The sequence below is a fragment of the Paraburkholderia atlantica genome (assembly GCF_009362785.1).
In the GTDB taxonomy this organism is placed as follows: domain Bacteria; phylum Pseudomonadota; class Gammaproteobacteria; order Burkholderiales; family Burkholderiaceae; genus Paraburkholderia; species Paraburkholderia atlantica.
This window is the reverse complement of sequence record NZ_WHNQ01000004.1, coordinates 290,394-306,676: the sequence shown is the minus strand read 5'-3', so window position 1 is coordinate 306,676 and position 16,283 is coordinate 290,394. Positions and strand designations below refer to the sequence as shown.

General features: G+C 63.7%; 15 protein-coding genes. 5 read left to right on the top strand and 10 right to left on the bottom strand.

The window, feature by feature from the left end:
- Window positions 1–26: 26 nt before the first annotated feature.
- From GCT19_RS08000 to cls, 3 genes are all read left to right on the top strand, one after another.
- Window positions 27–869, top strand: a complete 843-nt coding sequence (locus tag GCT19_RS08000) for an H-NS histone family protein (protein WP_152851570.1) — start codon at window positions 27–29, stop codon at window positions 867–869.
- 22 nt (window positions 870–891) lie between these two features.
- Window positions 892–1,398 (top strand): hypothetical protein, encoded by a 507-nt coding sequence (locus GCT19_RS07995; protein WP_152851569.1) that lies wholly within the window; start codon window positions 892–894, stop codon window positions 1,396–1,398.
- A gap of 151 nt (window positions 1,399–1,549) precedes the next feature.
- Complete coding sequence (cls, locus tag GCT19_RS07990) at window positions 1,550–2,824, top strand: cardiolipin synthase (protein WP_152851568.1); 1,275 nt, start codon at window positions 1,550–1,552, stop codon at window positions 2,822–2,824.
- Window positions 2,825–2,857: 33 nt separating this feature from the next.
- Here cls and GCT19_RS07985 read toward each other — a convergent pair whose 3' ends face one another.
- The 7 genes from GCT19_RS07985 to GCT19_RS07955 all read right to left on the bottom strand — a co-directional run bounded on the left by GCT19_RS07985 (window position 2,858) and on the right by GCT19_RS07955 (window position 10,459).
- Window positions 2,858–3,748 (bottom strand): hypothetical protein, encoded by an 891-nt coding sequence (locus GCT19_RS07985; protein WP_152851567.1) that lies wholly within the window; start codon window positions 3,746–3,748, stop codon window positions 2,858–2,860.
- Window positions 3,749–3,804: 56 nt separating this feature from the next.
- Window positions 3,805–4,599, bottom strand: a complete 795-nt coding sequence (locus tag GCT19_RS07980) for a MetQ/NlpA family lipoprotein (protein ID WP_152851566.1) — start codon at window positions 4,597–4,599, stop codon at window positions 3,805–3,807.
- The gene (locus tag GCT19_RS07975) at window positions 4,596–5,687 is read right to left on the bottom strand and encodes a formylglycine-generating enzyme family protein (RefSeq protein ID WP_152851565.1); all 1,092 of its coding nucleotides are present in this window, start codon (window positions 5,685–5,687) and stop codon (window positions 4,596–4,598) included. Before GCT19_RS07975 ends, GCT19_RS07980 begins: the two co-directional genes overlap by 4 nt.
- Window positions 5,688–5,694: 7 nt before the next feature.
- Window positions 5,695–7,617, bottom strand: a complete 1,923-nt coding sequence (locus GCT19_RS07970) for an arylsulfatase (protein WP_152851641.1) — start codon at window positions 7,615–7,617, stop codon at window positions 5,695–5,697.
- 183 nt (window positions 7,618–7,800) lie between these two features.
- Window positions 7,801–8,343 carry a hypothetical protein gene (locus GCT19_RS07965; protein WP_152851564.1) on the bottom strand — a complete coding sequence of 181 codons (543 nt, stop codon included), beginning with the start codon at window positions 8,341–8,343 and terminating at the stop codon, window positions 7,801–7,803.
- A 50-nt stretch (window positions 8,344–8,393) separates the two neighbouring features.
- Complete coding sequence (locus GCT19_RS07960; protein ID WP_018434170.1) at window positions 8,394–9,047, bottom strand: response regulator; 654 nt, start codon at window positions 9,045–9,047, stop codon at window positions 8,394–8,396.
- Window positions 9,044–10,459, bottom strand: a complete 1,416-nt coding sequence (locus tag GCT19_RS07955) for a cache domain-containing protein (RefSeq protein ID WP_152851563.1) — start codon at window positions 10,457–10,459, stop codon at window positions 9,044–9,046. Before GCT19_RS07955 ends, GCT19_RS07960 begins: the two co-directional genes overlap by 4 nt.
- Window positions 10,460–10,664: 205 nt before the next feature.
- Between GCT19_RS07955 and GCT19_RS07950 the strand changes: the two genes are divergently transcribed.
- Both GCT19_RS07950 and mctP read left to right on the top strand, forming a co-directional pair.
- Window positions 10,665–10,862, top strand: a complete 198-nt coding sequence (locus GCT19_RS07950) for a DUF3311 domain-containing protein (protein ID WP_018434172.1) — start codon at window positions 10,665–10,667, stop codon at window positions 10,860–10,862.
- Window positions 10,859–12,340, top strand: a complete 1,482-nt coding sequence (gene mctP, locus GCT19_RS07945) for a monocarboxylate uptake permease MctP (protein ID WP_018434173.1) — start codon at window positions 10,859–10,861, stop codon at window positions 12,338–12,340. Before GCT19_RS07950 ends, mctP begins: the two co-directional genes overlap by 4 nt.
- A 90-nt stretch (window positions 12,341–12,430) precedes the next feature.
- Here mctP and GCT19_RS07940 read toward each other — a convergent pair whose 3' ends face one another.
- Genes GCT19_RS07940 through GCT19_RS07930 form a run of 3 tightly spaced genes read right to left on the bottom strand, consistent with a single transcriptional unit; the run spans window position 12,431 to window position 16,193 of the window.
- The gene (locus GCT19_RS07940; protein ID WP_152851562.1) at window positions 12,431–13,114 is read right to left on the bottom strand and encodes a Fe2+-dependent dioxygenase; all 684 of its coding nucleotides are present in this window, start codon (window positions 13,112–13,114) and stop codon (window positions 12,431–12,433) included.
- On the bottom strand, window positions 13,111–13,947 hold the full coding sequence (locus GCT19_RS07935) for a tetratricopeptide repeat protein (RefSeq protein ID WP_152851561.1): 837 nt from the start codon (window positions 13,945–13,947) through the stop codon (window positions 13,111–13,113). The genes GCT19_RS07940 and GCT19_RS07935 overlap by 4 nt, the downstream gene beginning before the upstream one ends.
- Window positions 13,947–16,193 (bottom strand): TonB-dependent receptor, encoded by a 2,247-nt coding sequence (locus GCT19_RS07930; protein ID WP_152851560.1) that lies wholly within the window; start codon window positions 16,191–16,193, stop codon window positions 13,947–13,949. The genes GCT19_RS07935 and GCT19_RS07930 overlap by 1 nt, the downstream gene beginning before the upstream one ends.
- Between the last annotated feature and the right edge of the window lie 90 nt (window positions 16,194–16,283).

The following is a 16,283-nucleotide window of genomic DNA, read 5'->3' as shown; positions in this document are numbered from 1 at the left end:
ACGATTACCACATAAGGAGCAATCAAATGCCTTCGTTAGAGCAAATCCAAGCAAAGCTTAAGAAGCTCCAGGCGCAAGCTGACGTTCTCATTGCCAGAAAAGCACAAGCCGCGGTCGACCAGATTCGCGAGTTGATGCTCAAGCACGGTCTCACGACTGCCGACATCGAAGCACAGGCAAAGGCACGACGTGTCGCGCGAGGTCTGAATGGCAATGCGGGTACGGGACGGGGAAGACCTGCTGGCGCGAGCAAAGCCGCCAAGTCGGCAACGCCGGCGAAGTACCGCGACCCTAAAACCGGCGCGACCTGGACAGGTCACGGCCGCGCGCCCGGCTGGATCGCCGGCGCGAAGGACCGCACGGTGTTCCTGATCGACGCTGCGAGCGCAAGCAAAGCCGCGGCTACTCCCGTGTCGAAGCGCGGCAAAGGTCAGCCGAAAGGTGCCCAGCCGCCGAAGTACCTGGATCCGAAAACCGGCGCGACCTGGAGCGGTCGCGGTCCGGCGCCGGCATGGCTCGCTTCCGTTAAGGATCGCAGCAAATTCCTGATCGATGGCGCGAGCGCGGCTGCTGCGCCGAAAGCGGCGGCCAAGAGCGGCCAGGCGAAAGCGACCGCAAGCGCGGTAGGCAAGAAGATCACGGCCAAAAAAGCAGTGGCGAAAAAAGCAACGCGCAAGACGGCCGTGAAAAAGACCGCAGCCAAAAAGGCGACGCCGGCAAGCCGGAAAGCCGCGGTGAAGAAAACCGCTGGCCGCAAAAGCGCAGTGAAGATCGCAAGAAAAGCACCGGCCCGCAAGGCTTCCGCAAAGAGCACGGCCGCCCCCGTCGCAGCGGCTCCGCAAACGCCCGAAACGCAAGCAGGCGCGTAATAGCCGCGGAGTCGTGAAGTAGATGGTTAGCACCTTCGATGCATCCCGGCAGGAAGATCAGGTCTTCCTGCTGGACTCCGTTCCTCATCCGGCCGCCGATGCCGCCGAGCCATTCATCGTCGCCAGCGATCGCCGTGTAATCCTCACTTATCCGATCTCGGAGTCGGACTTTGAACGGTTCGGGCCATTCGATCCCGACGACGATCCTTTTTGCGCGGTGTTGTTCGCCGACGCCGTGTTTCATCGTCTCGGGCCGCCGGGCGATGACGATCTCGCCATTCATCCGCTCTCGGCGCAAGGTCTCGCCGGCTACGCGGTGCATGAAGTCGTCAATTCGTCGTTGTGCGCGGAGATTGCCGCCGTCGCGACGGACTCTATCGCCATTGCTGCTGCGGCACCGGCGCGGCGACATTTCGTCATTACGTTTCGGGCATCGACGTTCGAATGCGTGGCGTCGGACTATACCGTCATCGGCGTATTCGGCGCGGGTGAAATAGCAAGTCGCGAGGCATTCGCATTGGTCAGATAGGGCGTTGGAACCGGAAAGCAAGGCGCGGTCCCGATGCGGGCACGCGCCGTGCATGACGGGAAGATCGTGAATGCCAGGCACGAGTCCGGCACTTTCCTGTCGGACCAGGGGTGCGCGTGCCGTGTTCCGCCGCCTGCCATCGAGGCCACGCATGCTGACCATTGTTATTACCGCGTTCGTCACGCTGGTGATCGTTCTCGTGATCGCCAATCTGTCGAGCGGCGAGAAGAAAATAGAACACAAGATCGAGCGGCTCTATAAGAGCGAAGATCCACAATTCCTCCGCTCGATGGGTCTATTGCTCGGTCCACCCGTGGTGGCGGGTAATCGCTTCGAGATGCTGCTCAACGGTGACCAGATCTTTCCGTCGATGCTCGAAGGTATTCGGTCGGCGCGCGAAACCATCACATTTGAAACGTTCATTTACTGGTCCGGCGAGATCGGCGAGCAGATTGCGCGCGCGCTTGCCGATAAGGCGCGTGAAGGCGTCGCCGTGCATGTACTGCTCGACTGGGTCGGTTCGTCGAAAATGGATCGGCGCTATTTGGAACTGCTGCGCGAGGCCGGCGCCGAAGTGGTCAAGTTTCACAAGCCGCATTGGACCGGACTCGGTCGCATGAACGATCGTACGCACCGGAAACTATTGGTGATCGACGGCCGGATCGGTTTTACGGGCGGGGTCGGCATTGCACCGGAGTGGACTGGCCATGCGCAGGACGAAAAGCATTGGCGCGATACGCATTTCCGCTTGACCGGTCCGGCGGTCGCCCATATGCAGGCCGTGTTCATGGATAACTGGATCAAGGCGACCGGCAACGTATTGCACGGTCCCAGGTATTTTCCGCACATCGACGCCGAGCCGAAAGGAGCGGGCGAGGGTTTCGCGCATATGTTCAGCAGTTCGCCGTCGGGCGGCAGCGACGACATGCGGTTGATGTACCTGATGGCCATCACTGCCGCCACGCGCAGTTTGCGGCTTGCGAGCGCGTACTTCGTGCCCGACAAGCTCACCATCAACGCGATCGTCGAAGCCGCGAAACGCGGCGTCAAAGTACAGATCGTCACGCCGGGAAAACGCATCGACACGCACACGGTGCGCGAAGCGTCGCGGGCGTGCTGGGGCGATCTATTGCAAGTAGGCGTCGAGATCTACGAGTACCAGCCGACCATGTTCCATTGCAAGCTGCTGGTGGTCGACGAGTACCTGGTGTCGGTCGGCTCGACGAACTTCGATAACCGCTCGTTCAAGCTGAACGACGAAGCGAACCTGAACATCTACGACCGCGATTTCGCCAGGCAGCAGACCGCCGCGTTCAATGACGACATCGCGAAGTCGAAGCGCATCACACTCGAAGCATGGACGCGGCGTTCGATCACCGAGAAGATCGTCGAAAAGTTCGTACGGCTGCTGGACACGCAGCTTTGAATACCTGCGCCAATGTGTCGAGGCGCCGGCGGATCAGTGAACGGCGCTGCTCAGGTACGCTTCAATGTCGCGCCGCGCGGCCAGTGTGCCGTGGTGTTGCTCAATGGCAGCCACATCGACGAGGCGAGCTTTCGCGTGCCGATACGCATTGGCAAAGCCGCGCAGTTGCTGCGTGACCGGACGATCGTCGAGGCGGCGTCGTGTGAGAGCTTGCGCGATGCTGCGATCGATCAACGTCAACTGGCTGTCGATATAGTCGATGCACAGCTCGCGGCAGCGCGAGGATGCCGCCGCGACGCTCAGCAGTGCCGGCACGAGCGAGATCGTCAGAAAACCCCCCGCTGGGATGCGGGCGAGCGCGGCGGGTGAGCCGAACAGGTCGGCGCGCAATGCATCGAATACGGCTTGCGTCCAGATTGCGCGCTCCTGTTCGAGCGCGCGACGCCGCCGCGCGAGCGCATCTTCAGCTTGCGGATCGGCAATGCGGCCTGCGTCGACCAGCAACGCCGCATCGTCGCGTTTGCCTTGCTGTATACATGCGCTGCCGACGTAGATGGCGCTGTCGCCGCGTTCAGCCAGCACCAGATATTGCAGGCTGTCCGGCACGAGCGGCTCGAGCGGCACCACCTCGCAGGTCAGCGGCTTGCCTTGCAGATGAATCGAGCAGCGTCCGTCGTCCGCGAGAGCAGGGCAGCGCGCGAGCGACGGATAGTCGAAGCCCTGGGCGACGATGCTGAAGGTGTCGCCCGCGCGATACAGCAGCGTATCGGCGAGCGCCTCGAACGCCGCGCAGTCGGCGTCGTCGAGCACCGCTTCATGCCGGCCGACACGCAGCCGTTCGCCGGGCCGCCTGCGCGCCACGCGTCCGATCGCGATGCAGCCGATAAACCGGTCGGGATGGCGAAACAACTCAGCCAGCGTCATCGACGGCGGGCTGTTGCAGCATCGACCGCACGCGGAGCAGGAAAACGAAAACGTGTTCACCACGGCCGACGCACCGAGTCCTGATAACGCGTGAGGATGAAATGCGCGACGTCATTCGAATGATAGGCGGCGACCAGTTGCGCGACCCATGCGTGCTGGCGATCGCTGTCGCGCACGGTCAGCACGTTCGCGTACGGCGAGCGCGCGTCTTCGAGACTGAGGCCGTCGCGCGCGGGGCGAAGACCCGAGCGCGCCGCCGTGTCGCTGTCGATCACAGCGAACGCGACGCTGTTCAACGAGTCGTACAGACGCGCGCGCGGCACCTGACGAATCTTCAGATGGAGACGGTTGCTCGTGATGTCGGCGAGCGTCGCGTGCAGGCCCGCGCTGTCGCGGAACGTCAGCAGCGTTTCGTTTTGCAGAAGGATCAGCGCGCGTGCGGTGCCGGCGGGATCGTCGGGAATCGCGATCGTCGAGCCGCGCTGCAATTGGACGAGACTCGTCAGCTTACGCGAATAGAGCGCAACCGGAAACGTGACGGTCGTGGCCACGCTCGTCAGTGCGTAACCATGCAATTTGCGTTGCGCGTCGAGGGCGGGTTCGTCTTCGAAGCTCGCGACGTCGATCTGTTTCGCGACGAGCGCTGCGTCGATCCGCGATGGCTGATCGAACACCACGACGTCGAGCGCCAGACCCTCGGTCGCGGCGACGCGGCGCACTTCGTTCATGATCTCCGCTTGCGCGCCCGAACTCACGCCGACCCTGATCGTCTGCGCGGCAGCATGCGCGGGGTCAGGCAGCCACGCAGTCAGCACCGCGAGCGCTAGCGCGGCAATCGCATATCGCTTCATGACTGATCCCTCGACACCGTGCGAAAACCGATATGCGAAGCCGGCAAATCGGCTTCCTGCTGCTCGCGCGACGCTGCGCGATATCTGACGCAATAGTCGCGCGCGCACAGGAACGAGCCGCCCTTGATGACCATCGGCGTATCGTGCCGGCGACTGAGCGGCGCCACGGCCGCGGTATCGCCGTTCGTATGCGACTGGTGCGGACCACTGTACACGTCCTTGGTCCATTCCCACGCATTGCCGATCATGTCGTAAAGCCTGAAGTCGTTCGCCGCATAGCAGCCGACCGGTGACAGGCCGACATGACCATCCTCGCTGGTGTTGAGCACCGGAAACACGCCTTGCCAGTAGTTCGCGCTCGGCTTGCCGTGCGCGTCGCGCGGCGCGGTGTCGAGATCCGCGCCTTCATGGCCGGCTTTGCCCGCGTATTCCCATTCGGCTTCGGTCGGCAGATCGCGGCCGAGCCAGTGTGCGTACGCGAGTGCATCGGCCTGCGTGACCATCGTCACCGGTTGATTCATGCGGCCGTCGAGATTGCTGCCGGGGCCGCCCGGATGATTCCACGCGGCTCCTTTGACCCAACTCCACCAGGCGAGATCACGCGCGTTCATTTCCTCGCGCGTCGGCGTGTGAAAAACGACCGCACCGCCCTGGCGCTCCGCATCGCTGACGTAGCCGGTCGCGCGCACGAACGCGGCGAACTGCGCATTCGTGACGTCGGTCTGGTCGATCCAGAAACCCGCAACGTGCGTCTTGCCGTCGCCGGCCGGGCGCTCGTCTTCGTAACCGAGCTTGCTGCCGAACACGAAGTCGCCGCCATGCAGATGCACCATGCCGGCGTGCGGGTCGTCGCGCCAGCGCGCGGGCAGGCCCGAGTAACGCTCGCATTGCTGTTCGGAGCCGAGCGCGGCGAGTGGACGCGAGCGGTTCAGGCTGTCGAATGCGCTGGATGGGCCGCCGCCGAATACCGCCGCGCTCGCCGCACCGATGGAAGGCGCGGCGAACGCGGCGGCGAATGCAACCGCCGCGACCGCGGCGTATGCGCCATACAGCGCCACGCCGCCCTTGAGCTTGAATGAAAACGCCATCGGGTGCTCAGTAGTAACCGCGCGGACGCAACGGCTCGACGCCGCCGACGCTAGTCATATAGTCGTTCCACTGCTGCACGAGACCATCGATGATCGACGGATTCTGCGCCGACACGTCCTGCGTTTCGCCGCGATCGGCGTTCATGTCGTACAACTGCCAGTGACCGTCGACGGGGCCGAGCGGCGGTTCGGTCCACAGGGCTTTCCAGCGGCCGTCGGCGCTGCGCAGATAACCGCGGCCGTAGGCTTCGTCGCCGAACGACGCACTATGCACGGGCGCCGTGCTCCGATCTTCGAGCTGCGGCAGCAGCGATTTTCCGGTGATCGGATACACATAGCGGTTGTTGTAGACCACCTTGCCCTTGTTCTGATCGACGCCAGTCAGCGTGTTGATCAGCGCGGGCGCGGGCGTGGTCGGCGGCGCGATTTGCGCGACCGCGAGGAACGTCGCAGTGTTGTCGGTCACGTGCGTGAATTCACGCAGCGTCGGCTTCTGCGAAGTCTGTCCCGGCAGATGCACGATCAACGGGGTCGACACGCCGCCTTCGCCCGAATAACCCTTGGTCAGGCGGAACGGCGCCGCGCTCACTTCGGCCCAACGCAAGCCGTATTGCAGACGTTGCGCGTTCTGCTTGCCGTTGTCGGTGCCGAGTTGCGAGTAGGTTGGATCGGCCGCGTTCGCGATGTCGGTGACGGTCGGGTCCGCGCCGGAATCGATCGGCCAGCCTTCCGCGCCGTTATCCGACTGGAACACGATGAACGTATTGTCGTATTCGCCGATGTCCTTCAGATGCTGGATCAACAGGCCGATGTTGTGATCGAGGTTCTCGACCATACCAGCGTAGATTTCCATATAGCGTGCCTGCGCCTTCTTCTCGGCCGGCGACAGGCTGTCCCACTTCTTGTTCACGAAGCCGGGACCGTAATCTGTGTAGCCCTGCACGGCGCTGTTCACGGCGCTCACGTATTTCGCGTTCGTGGTGCCGTTGTTTGCCGTGGCCGGACTCGCGGCCAGCGTCTCCGATGCGCCGCCGTACGGCACGAAGTCTTGCGGGATGATGCCGAGCGCTTTTTGCCGGGCGATACGCGCATCGCGGATCGCGTCATAACCGGCATCGTATTTGCCGACGTAATTGTGCAGATAAGGATCGGGCACTTGCAGCGGCCAGTGCGGTGACGTATAGGCCGCGTACGCGAAGAACGGCTTACCGTCGCCCTTGTTCGAATCGATATAGGAGATCAGGCGCTGCGTGTAGAAATCGGTCGAGTAGAACACGGCTGGGCTGCCGCCCGCGCCGCCCGGTTGACCGGGCTGACCCGGCTGCACGTACTTGCCGTCTTCGGTGTAGTTCTTCGAGCCGGCCAGTTCGTGCGCGAAGTGATTGGACGCGGCGCCGCCGAGCAGCGCGTAGCTGTGCTCGAAACCCCATTGGTCCGGCGTCTGCCCGCTGCCCGTCGAGCTGCCGACGATGCCCGAGCCGATGTGCCACTTGCCGGCCATGTACGTGTGATAGCCGCCGTCCTTCAGCAACTGCGCAACCGATAGCGCGCGATCGTTCAGGTAGCCTTCGTATCCCGGCAGTCCTTTGCGCTCGTCGGTCGGCGCGCCCATCGTGCCTTCGCCAACCAGATGGTGATCGGTGCCCGAGATCAGCATCGAACGCGTGATGGCGCAGACGGTGCCCGTGTGGTGATTCGTCAGGATGCGGCCGCTTTGCACGAGCGCATCGAGATTGGGCGTGTTGATTTCGCCGCCGAATGCGTGAATGTCGGAGTAGCCGAGGTCATCGGCCATGATGTACAGGATGTTCGGCCGCTTCTGCGCGACGACCGGCGTGGACGCGGGTGCCGCGCTCGGCAGGTTGTCTTCGCCGCACGACGCGAGCGTGACGAGGCTCGCTACGGCGGCGCCGATCATGCCGAGACGCATTGAAGGGCGATAGCTGGTACGGCGAAATCGAGGTGTTGTCATTGTTATTGCGGACCGTAGGATAGGGCCGCCGATGTTAGCAATGACGTTATAAGGGCCCAACGAACGATTTCTGCGTTGCTATCGACGTTTGCCGATATAGCAGACAGTAGATGCCAGGGGCGAACATCGCCAGTTGCCGCGCTAATTGCCCGGATTGAGCACGGACTTATCCGGGTCTGCCTGCGTGCGGTACGGCAACTGCGTGGCGTGAGGATCGGTAATCGTGTTGTCGATCACGCGCTCGACGTCCGCTGTCTTGGCCAGTTCGGTGAGGAAGGTCTTCTTGTCGAAGCCCGGCGCGACGCAGCCTTCGACGTAGATAAAGCGGCGTTGCAGCGTGAGCCATAGCGTGGATTGCTCGCGCCAGTGCGTCGCGACGTTCAGATTCGCGAGACGCCGTTGCACACTGTCGGCGATTTCCGCGTCGTACAGATACGCGTTCGGCAAACGGCAACGGCCTTCTATCCAGCAGCTATTGCCGCGTTCGATCCGGTAATGGCTATCGTCGAGCCATTCCTTTTCGGTTTCGAATGGGCCAAGCGGCGTCGGGCAATCGGCGACAGCTTTGGAGATCGGCAGAAATGGATCGTGGCCGCGATTGACGCGCGCGGGTTCGCCATAAACGCGAGCCGCGGCCACGCAAAGCATCAGGCTGGCGAGACTCAGTTCGAACACGCGTTTCATGCTGTAGTCGCTCCAGGTGTGGACCGCCCATTATCGCGCGCCCGCGAACCTCAACGCTTGTTGCGCCGATTCTCGACCGCGAACTTGATCAACTCGGCCTGTCCTTCGATATCGAGCTTGCGCTTCAGATTCAGCCTATGTGTCTCCACGGTTCGCACCGACAGATCGTTGCGCTGCGCGATCTGCTTGCTCGACAGTCCCTCGGCAAGCGCATCGAGAATGTCGCGCTCGCGCGGGGTCAAACGTTCGACCGGCGATTGCGTCGCCGACGCCTGGATCAACCGGGCACTGATCTCCGCGCTGAAGAACGTCTTGCCGTCGAGTACCGCGCCGATCGCCTGAATGATTTCGAGCGCCGGCGAATCCTTCAGCACGTAACCGCTGGCACCCGCGCGCACCGCCTGAGTCACATATTCGAGGTTGTCGTGCATCGACAGCATCAGCACGCGAATCGCCGGAAAGCGCTCGTGAAAAAGGCCTGCCAACGCAATGCCGTTCATGCCGCTTTTCATGCCGACATCCATCAGCGCCAGATGCGGCGCCTGTCGTTCGGCCAGCGCGAGCGCTTGCTGCGCGTCGCCCGCTTCGCCGACCACTTCGAAGTGGCGCACCGCTTCGAGACGTGCGCGCAGACCGTCGCGCACGAGCGGATGATCGTCGACGAGCAGCAGACGCGCGATCGAAGGAGAGGTCGTGTCGTTCATGATGAGAGTTCCTGCAGGGGCGGCACCGTGGCGTGCGTCGTTGGCAGCGGCACGCGCGCGGTAACGACGGTGTGTCCCGGCTGCGAATTCAGCGACAGCGTGCCGCCGAGCGCTTCGAGCCGTTCGCGCATGTTGCGCAGGCCGACGCCTTCGAGTCCGCCGACGAATGCGTCGGCCACGTCGAAGCCGCGGCCGTTGTCGGAGATCGTCAGCGCGACCGCATCGCGCGACACTTCGAGCGCAAGCGCCGCGCTCGACGCCTGCGCATGCCGCACGATGTTGGTCAGCGCTTCCTGGGCGATGCGAAATAGCACCGTGTTGACCGTATCGGGCAGCGTGGCCGCATGCGTGTGCGCGATCTGCGTGAAGCCGATCGCGATACCGGACTCGTCGCCGAGTTCGCGCGTCAGCTGTTCGATCGCGGCGGCAACGCCAAGATCGTCGAGCATCGACGGACGCAGCGCATGAGAAATGCGCCGGACTTCGCGCAGCGTATCGCCGAGCCGCGTGAGTCCGGTGGACAACGCGGCCTCGGCGGCGGGCACGCGCGCGTCGCCGCGTTCAAGCCGCGCGAGCGCCGATTCGAGCAGCAGCTTCACGGACACCATCATCTGGCTGATGCCGTCGTGCAGTTCGCGCGACAGGCGCGCGCGCTCGTTTTCCTGCGACTCGACGACCTGCTGCGCGAGCCGCTTCAGCTTCGCGTCGGCGCTGCGATATTCGGTGACGTTCAGCACCAGCGCGCACAGCGCGATGACCGCAAGGCCGGCCACCGCGATCGCGTCGATCCACTTCATCGTGCGAGCGATATTGGCCGCGGCCTCGGCGTCGATATGCGCGAGCGCCGCGTCGACGTCGTCGAGATAAATGCCGGTGCCGAGCATCCAGCCCCAGCGTTCGAGCGGCACCACGTAGCCGAGTTTCGACTCTTCTTTGCCGGTCGACGGCCGATGCCACAGATAGCGCACGTAGCCGCCGCCGCGCGCGGCCGCGGCGAGCAGCTGCTGGATCGTCGGCGCGCCGTGGCTGTCGCGCAACGACCACAGGTCCCGGCCCACCAGATCCGGCTCGCGCGGATGCATCAGCGTGCGGCCGTGCAGGTCGTACACGAAAAAGTAGCCGTCCTCGCCGAAATTCATCTTTTCCAGCACCGCGAGCGCGCGCGTGCGCAGCAGCGCGTCGTCGCGGGCGTTGTCGCCGCCGGCTTCGTAGAGCGGCGCGACCGCGGTGGTCGCGAGCTCGACGTAGTGCTTGAGCTCGACCTCCTTGCTGGCCATGTAGGCGGCCTGGGTGGTCGCGTGCTGGCGCTCGGCGAGCGCCGTCGCTTCGCGGCGCACGCCGGTCTCGATGCTGGCGATCGCGGCCAGAAAGGGCACGATCGCCAGCAGCACAATCTTTGCTTTGAGTTTCATCGTTGAAAAAAGCCAGTCAACGGGCTACGTATTATTACGTAGACGGCTTACGTAGTTGCGCGCTTGTAAGGAAACGCGCGAAGGCGAATACTACATGCCCGTCGCATCCCGCGCTGAGCCATGCCTGGCGGGGGAGTGTGCGGCGTTCCCGATTTCCCCGCACGCGCCATCGCGCGTGCTGTCGATAATACTCAAGGAGACGTTCGTGGAGACCTCCCCGCCGGCCGGCCGTTCATGGCTCTGGCTCATTTTGCTGATCCCTTATATCGCGCTGCTGTGGCTGCCGTTCTATAACGACACGCATCCGTCGCTCGCAGGCTTTCCGTTCTTCTACTGGTATCAGTTTCTGTGGGTGCCGTTGACCTCGCTGCTGATTTACATCGTGTATCGAGGTCTCAAATGAGTGATATCAATCCTGTGAACCCGGTTGCGATGACGGTCTTCATCGCGTTCTTCGTGCTCGTCACGGTAATCGGCTTTTTCGCGGCGCGCTGGAAGCGTGGCGATCTGACGCAGTTGCACGAGTGGGGCCTCGGCGGCCGGCAGTTCGGCACGGTCATTTCGTGGTTCCTGGTCGGCGGCGATTTCTACACCGCTTATACGGTGATCGCAGTGCCCGCGCTCGTTTTTTCGGTGGGCGCGTATGGCTTCTTCGCGCTGCCGTACACGATCATCGTTTATCCGTTCGTGTTCGCGGTGATGCCGAAGCTGTGGAGGGTTGCGCACGCGAAGAACCACATCACCGCGGCCGACTACGTGCACGGCGAATACGGCGGCAAGTGGTTCCCGGCAGCGATCGCGCTGACGGGCATCGTTGCGACGATGCCGTATATCGCGCTGCAGCTGGTCGGCATGCAGGTCGTGATCAAGGGGCTAGGAGTCAGCGGCGAATTGCCGTTGATCGTCGCGTTCGTGATCCTCGCGCTCTATACGTATGCGAGCGGCCTGCGCGCGCCGGCGATGATCGCGTTCGTCAAGGACATCATGATCTATATCGTCGTGATCGCGGCGGTATGGCTGATTCCGGTGAAGCTCGGCGGCTATGGGCACGTGTTCGAACTGGCCGATGCGCACTTCCAGGCGAAGGGCGGCGCGACCGGCATTCTGCTGAAGCCGAACCAGTACACCGCGTTCGCATCGCTCGCGCTCGGCTCGGCGCTCGCTGCGTTCATGTATCCGCATACGATGACGGCGGTGCTGTCGTCGTCGTCGGCAAAGACGGTTCGCAAGAACGCGATCTTCCTGCCTGCCTACACGGTGCTGCTCGGCCTGATCGCGCTGCTCGGCTATATGGCGATCGCCGCGGGCGTGAACGTGAAGTCGGCAAGCGACGTGGTGCCGACGCTGTTCGGTACGCTGTTCCCGTCGTGGTTCGTCGGCTTCGCGGCCGCTGCGATTGCGATCAGCGCGCTGGTGCCGGCCGCGATCATGTCGATCGGCGCGGCGAATCTGTTCACGCGTAATCTGTGGCGTCCGCTGGTGTCGCCGAACCTCTCGCCTCAAGCGGAAGCGGCCAATGCGAAGATCGTCTCGCTGGTCGTCAAGTTCGGCGCGCTGCTGTTCATCGTGTTCCTGCCGACGCAGTACGCGATCGACCTGCAACTGCTCGGCGGTGTGTGGATTCTGCAGATTTTCCCGGCCATCGTGTTCACGCTGTACACGCGCCGTCTGAACACGCCGGGTCTGTTCCTCGGCTGGCTCGTCGGTATCGTGCTCGGCACCGGCCTCGCGATTTCGCAAGGGCTCAAGCCGGTGTATGGCCTGCATTTCGGCCACGAGAACTATCCGCTGTATATCGGCCTGATCGCGCTGGTCGCGAACATCGTCGTGAGCTTCGTCGTGTCGGCAGTGTCACCGCGTCGGGCTGCCGTGACGGCCTGATCGAGGTTTCTCCGGCTCGATGAAAAACGCCGCGGGGCTGTTGGCCCGCGGCGTTTTTTATTGCATCGACGGCTGCTGGCCTGGCGCCGATCAGGCGTCGGCCCAGCGACGCAGCAGATTGTGATAGATGCCGGTGAGGCTCACGACGGTCGCGTCGGTCGAGCCTCGTTCGGCCGCGAGCGTCTGCACGTCGTTGTCGAGCTGGAACAGTGTCGCGCGCTGGCCGTCGTCGCGCACCATGCTCTGAATCCAGAAGAACGACGCGACGCGCACGCCGCGCGTGACCGGGCTCACGTGATGCAGACTCGAAGCGGGGTAGAGCACCATGTCGCCGGCCGGCAGTTTCGCGCGATGCACGCCGTAGGTGTCCTCGATGCAAAGCTCGCCGCCGTCGTAGGTGTCGGGTTCGGCGAGGAACAGCGTCGCCGACAGGTCGCTGCGGATGCGGAAGTCCGTGCCGCGTAGCTGGCGGATCGCATTGTCGACGTGTGTGCCGAAACCGTCGCCGCCGGTATAACGATTGAAGAGCGGCGGGAAGACTTTCAGCGGCAGCGCGGCGGAAAAGAAGCGCGCGTTGCGGCCGAGCGCGTCCTGGATCGCATCGCCGATCGCACGCGCGGCGGGCGAGCCTTCGGGCAGCTGCTGGTTGCGCTTGGCTTGCGCCGATTGCTGGCCGGAAGTCGCATTGCCGTCGATCCATTGCGCCGCGTCGAGCATTTCGCGGCATTGCGCGACCTGCTGTTTGGTGAGTACGGCTGGCAAATGCAGCATCATGTGCGCGACTCCTGAGTCAGGTTTGGCGTGGCGCTGATTTGTGTGTTCATGTTGAGGCTCGCATTCGCATTGGCATTCGCATTGGCGTTTGCGTCAAGGCTGCGTTCGAGCGCGCGAAACGCGCTAACGGGCGAAGCGGCCAGCCATGCGCGCATCTTCGCGACGAACGCGCCAGTCGCGGTGCGCGGCACACGTTGCAACCATTGCAGTGCTGCGGCGATTTCGCCACGCTCCGCAAGCAACCGTGCGTAGTTGAACTGCCCGCGAAAATCGCCGCCTTGCGCGGCGCGTCGATAGAAGTCCAGCGCGATCTCCGCATCCGCATCGACGCTCCAGCCATCCTCGTAAAAGCTGCCGACGAAGTTCAGCGACTTCGCGTGCCCGAGTTCGGCCGCACGCAAGAACCACTGCAATGCCTGCGCGCGATCGCATTCGATGCCATGACCGAGCGCCAACGCCGACGCATAGTTGTACATGCCCCAGTCGAGCCCGGCTTGCGCCGCGAGCCGATACCAGTACACGGCGACCGGCGCGCACGCGGCCGTGCCCCAGCCATGCTCGTAGCAGCGGCCGAGCATGTTCATCGCCATCGGATGATCGCGCCGCGCCGCGTGCCGGAACCAGACGAACGCTTCGTCGACGTCGCGCTCGACGCCGTGACCGTCGAGCAGGTACTGACCGTACACGGCCTGCGCCTCGACGATGCCGTTGCGCGCGGCCGCCGCGACCCACGCGGCGGCACGCTCGGGTGGCCCCGCGAGGATCGCGGCGAATTCATCGCGCGACACGCTCGCGAGCGCCCGCACCGAGACCTCGTTCAGCGCGCGCGGCATCAGTAGTGCGCGTTGAGCGTCAGGAACGCGGAGCGTCCCGGCGCGATCGACGCGTAGTGCGACGCGTACGCCTGGTCGTAATAGGTGCGGTTGAAAATGTTCTGCACGTTCAGCTGCAGATCGACGTGCTTGTTCACGCGATACGTCGCCATGCCGTCGAAGCGCCAGTACGACGGCACCGCCCGCAGATTCGCGGTATCGCCATACACCTGCGACATGTAGAACGCGCCGCCGCCGATCGTGAACTTCGGCAGCACTTCGTAATTGGTCCACAGGCTGATGCTGTTCTTCGGCGTGTTCGGGAACTGATGGCCGTTATCCGAGGTGGTCTTGCCGTTGTTGCGCAACTCGCTCTTCAGATACGTGTAGCCGCCGAACACCTGCCACTTGTTGGTCAACTGACCCGCCACGCCGAACTCGAACCCCTGCACGCGCTTGTTGCCGACCATCGCGTACGTGTTGTCCGGCAGCGTGACGCGCGCATTGGTCGTGTCGATCTGGAACAGCGCGCCGGTCAGCGACAGCTTGTTGTCGAGCACGTTCCACTTGCTGCCCGCTTCGACGCTTCGGTTCTTTTCCGGCGACAACAGCGCCGCGTTCGGGCCGACGCCGCGGGACGGAATCAGCGACTGCGTTTCGCTGCCCTGGCCGAGCAGTGCGCCAGCCGGCGTCGACGACGTCGAGATCGACGCATAGATGCTGCCGTTCGATGCCGGCTTGAACACGAGGCCGAACTGGTAGTTGAACAGCGTGTCGTCGCGCGACACACGCGTCGCGCCGTTGGCGACGGTAGTGCGCAGATCGGTCGAGTAATCGTCGACGCGCAGGCCGACGTTGGCCTGCCAGCGCTTCGTCAGCTCGATGGTATCGAACGCGTAGATCGATTTAGTGGTGGTGCGCTGCTGGCTCGGGTCGTTGGTTTGCTTGATCGATCCCGCCCATGGATCGTTCGGATTCGGCGTCCAGAGACTCGTGCAGTTATAGCCCGACGCCGCGCCAATGCCATTGGTTGCGCAGATCGCGCCGGTCGCGGCCGCCACCGTGTACGAATCGTTGACGCTGGTTTCGCGCGACAACTCGATGCCGGTCGTGAAGCTGTGCTTCAGGAAGCCAGTCTTGAACTCGCCGAACAGTTCGGTCTGGTTCGCGAGGCTGTACACGTTGCTCGCGCGCGTATTCGCGCGGCGCCACACCTTGCCGTTGACGACGTTGCCCTGGCTGTCGTCGGGCTGGGTCCAGATGTAGTCCTGGGTCGACTTCGTGTAACGCGTCGTGTTGCGGATCGTCAGGTCGCCGTTGATGTCGTGTTCGATACGCACGGTGCCGATATCCGAACTCGTCTTGCGGAAATCGCGGTCGATCAGGCCGTAAAAGTTGTGGCGGTCCACCGGCGCCGGGAAGATCGTGCTGACGTTCGCCGGCTTGTTGGTCGTCGTGTAGAAGTACGGAATGCCGCTGTCGGGCAGGTCGTCGGTGGTCAGGTGGTAGTAGCTCGCGGTCACGCGGGTCGGCGTGCCGAGACCGTACGTGAACGACGGCGCGATGCCCCAGCGCTCGTTGTTGACCGCATCGCGGCCGGCCACGTCGTTGTTGTGGCTCATCACGTTCAGGCGGAACGCCGCGTGGTCGGCCATCTGCCAGTTGCCGTCGGCGGTGAAGCGGCGATAGCGGTCGGTGCCGAGGCCGACGCTGCCGTCGGCGGTCGTACCCAGATGCGGCGTCTTCGTGATCAGATTGATGCTGCCGCCCGCGCCGCCACGGCCGCCGAACGCACCGTCCGAACCCTTCGTCACTTCGATGCTTTCGATGTTGAACACTTCGCGCGTCGTCGCGCCGATATCGCGCATGCCGTCGACGAACGTGCTGCCCTGCGCGTCGTAGCCGCGAATGAACGGCCGGTCGCCAAGCGGGTTGCCGCCTTCGCCGGCGCCGAACGTGATGCCGGGCACGGTGCGCAGCGCTTCGGTGAGCGTCGATGCGCCGGTGCTGCGAATCAGCTCCTCGGGAATCACGGTGACCGACTTGGGCGTATCCACGAGTGGCGCGGTGAATTTGACCGACGCGGAGTGATCGGTCTTGAAGCCATCGTCCGACTGGCCTTGCACGGAAATCGGCGCGAGCTGGCCCTCGGGCTCGGGCGGCGCGGCGGCCGTGGTGCCCTGCGCGAGGGCGGGGCCGGCGGCCAGTACGCCGCATAGTGTCGTGCTGATTTTGCCGAGCTTCGGATCGTCGGACCGCAACTTCATGTTTATCCCCGTCGAGTTCGGGAAGCCGGGGCGGGTGACAGCTTCCTTACCCGGACATTCCATGTTTATTACAAAGTGATTTCGGGACGG

Coding starts and splice junctions, on each gene's coding strand:
- GCT19_RS07995 (WP_152851569.1), top strand. CDS start 892: ATGGTTAGCACCTTCGATGCATCCCGGCAGGAAGATCAGGTCTTCCTG.
- GCT19_RS07970 (WP_152851641.1), bottom strand. CDS start 7,617: ATGCGTCTCGGCATGATCGGCGCCGCCGTAGCGAGCCTCGTCACGCTC.
- GCT19_RS07930 (WP_152851560.1), bottom strand. CDS start 16,193: ATGAAGTTGCGGTCCGACGATCCGAAGCTCGGCAAAATCAGCACGACA.
- GCT19_RS07975 (WP_152851565.1), bottom strand. CDS start 5,687: ATGGCGTTTTCATTCAAGCTCAAGGGCGGCGTGGCGCTGTATGGCGCA.
- GCT19_RS07980 (WP_152851566.1), bottom strand. CDS start 4,599: ATGAAGCGATATGCGATTGCCGCGCTAGCGCTCGCGGTGCTGACTGCG.
- GCT19_RS07955 (WP_152851563.1), bottom strand. CDS start 10,459: ATGAAACTCAAAGCAAAGATTGTGCTGCTGGCGATCGTGCCCTTTCTG.
- GCT19_RS07985 (WP_152851567.1), bottom strand. CDS start 3,748: ATGACGCTGGCTGAGTTGTTTCGCCATCCCGACCGGTTTATCGGCTGC.
- mctP (WP_018434173.1), top strand. CDS start 10,859: ATGAGTGATATCAATCCTGTGAACCCGGTTGCGATGACGGTCTTCATC.
- GCT19_RS07965 (WP_152851564.1), bottom strand. CDS start 8,343: ATGAAACGCGTGTTCGAACTGAGTCTCGCCAGCCTGATGCTTTGCGTG.
- cls (WP_152851568.1), top strand. CDS start 1,550: ATGCTGACCATTGTTATTACCGCGTTCGTCACGCTGGTGATCGTTCTC.
- GCT19_RS07940 (WP_152851562.1), bottom strand. CDS start 13,114: ATGATGCTGCATTTGCCAGCCGTACTCACCAAACAGCAGGTCGCGCAA.
- GCT19_RS07960 (WP_018434170.1), bottom strand. CDS start 9,047: ATGAACGACACGACCTCTCCTTCGATCGCGCGTCTGCTGCTCGTCGAC.
- GCT19_RS08000 (WP_152851570.1), top strand. CDS start 27: ATGCCTTCGTTAGAGCAAATCCAAGCAAAGCTTAAGAAGCTCCAGGCG.
- GCT19_RS07935 (WP_152851561.1), bottom strand. CDS start 13,947: ATGCCGCGCGCGCTGAACGAGGTCTCGGTGCGGGCGCTCGCGAGCGTG.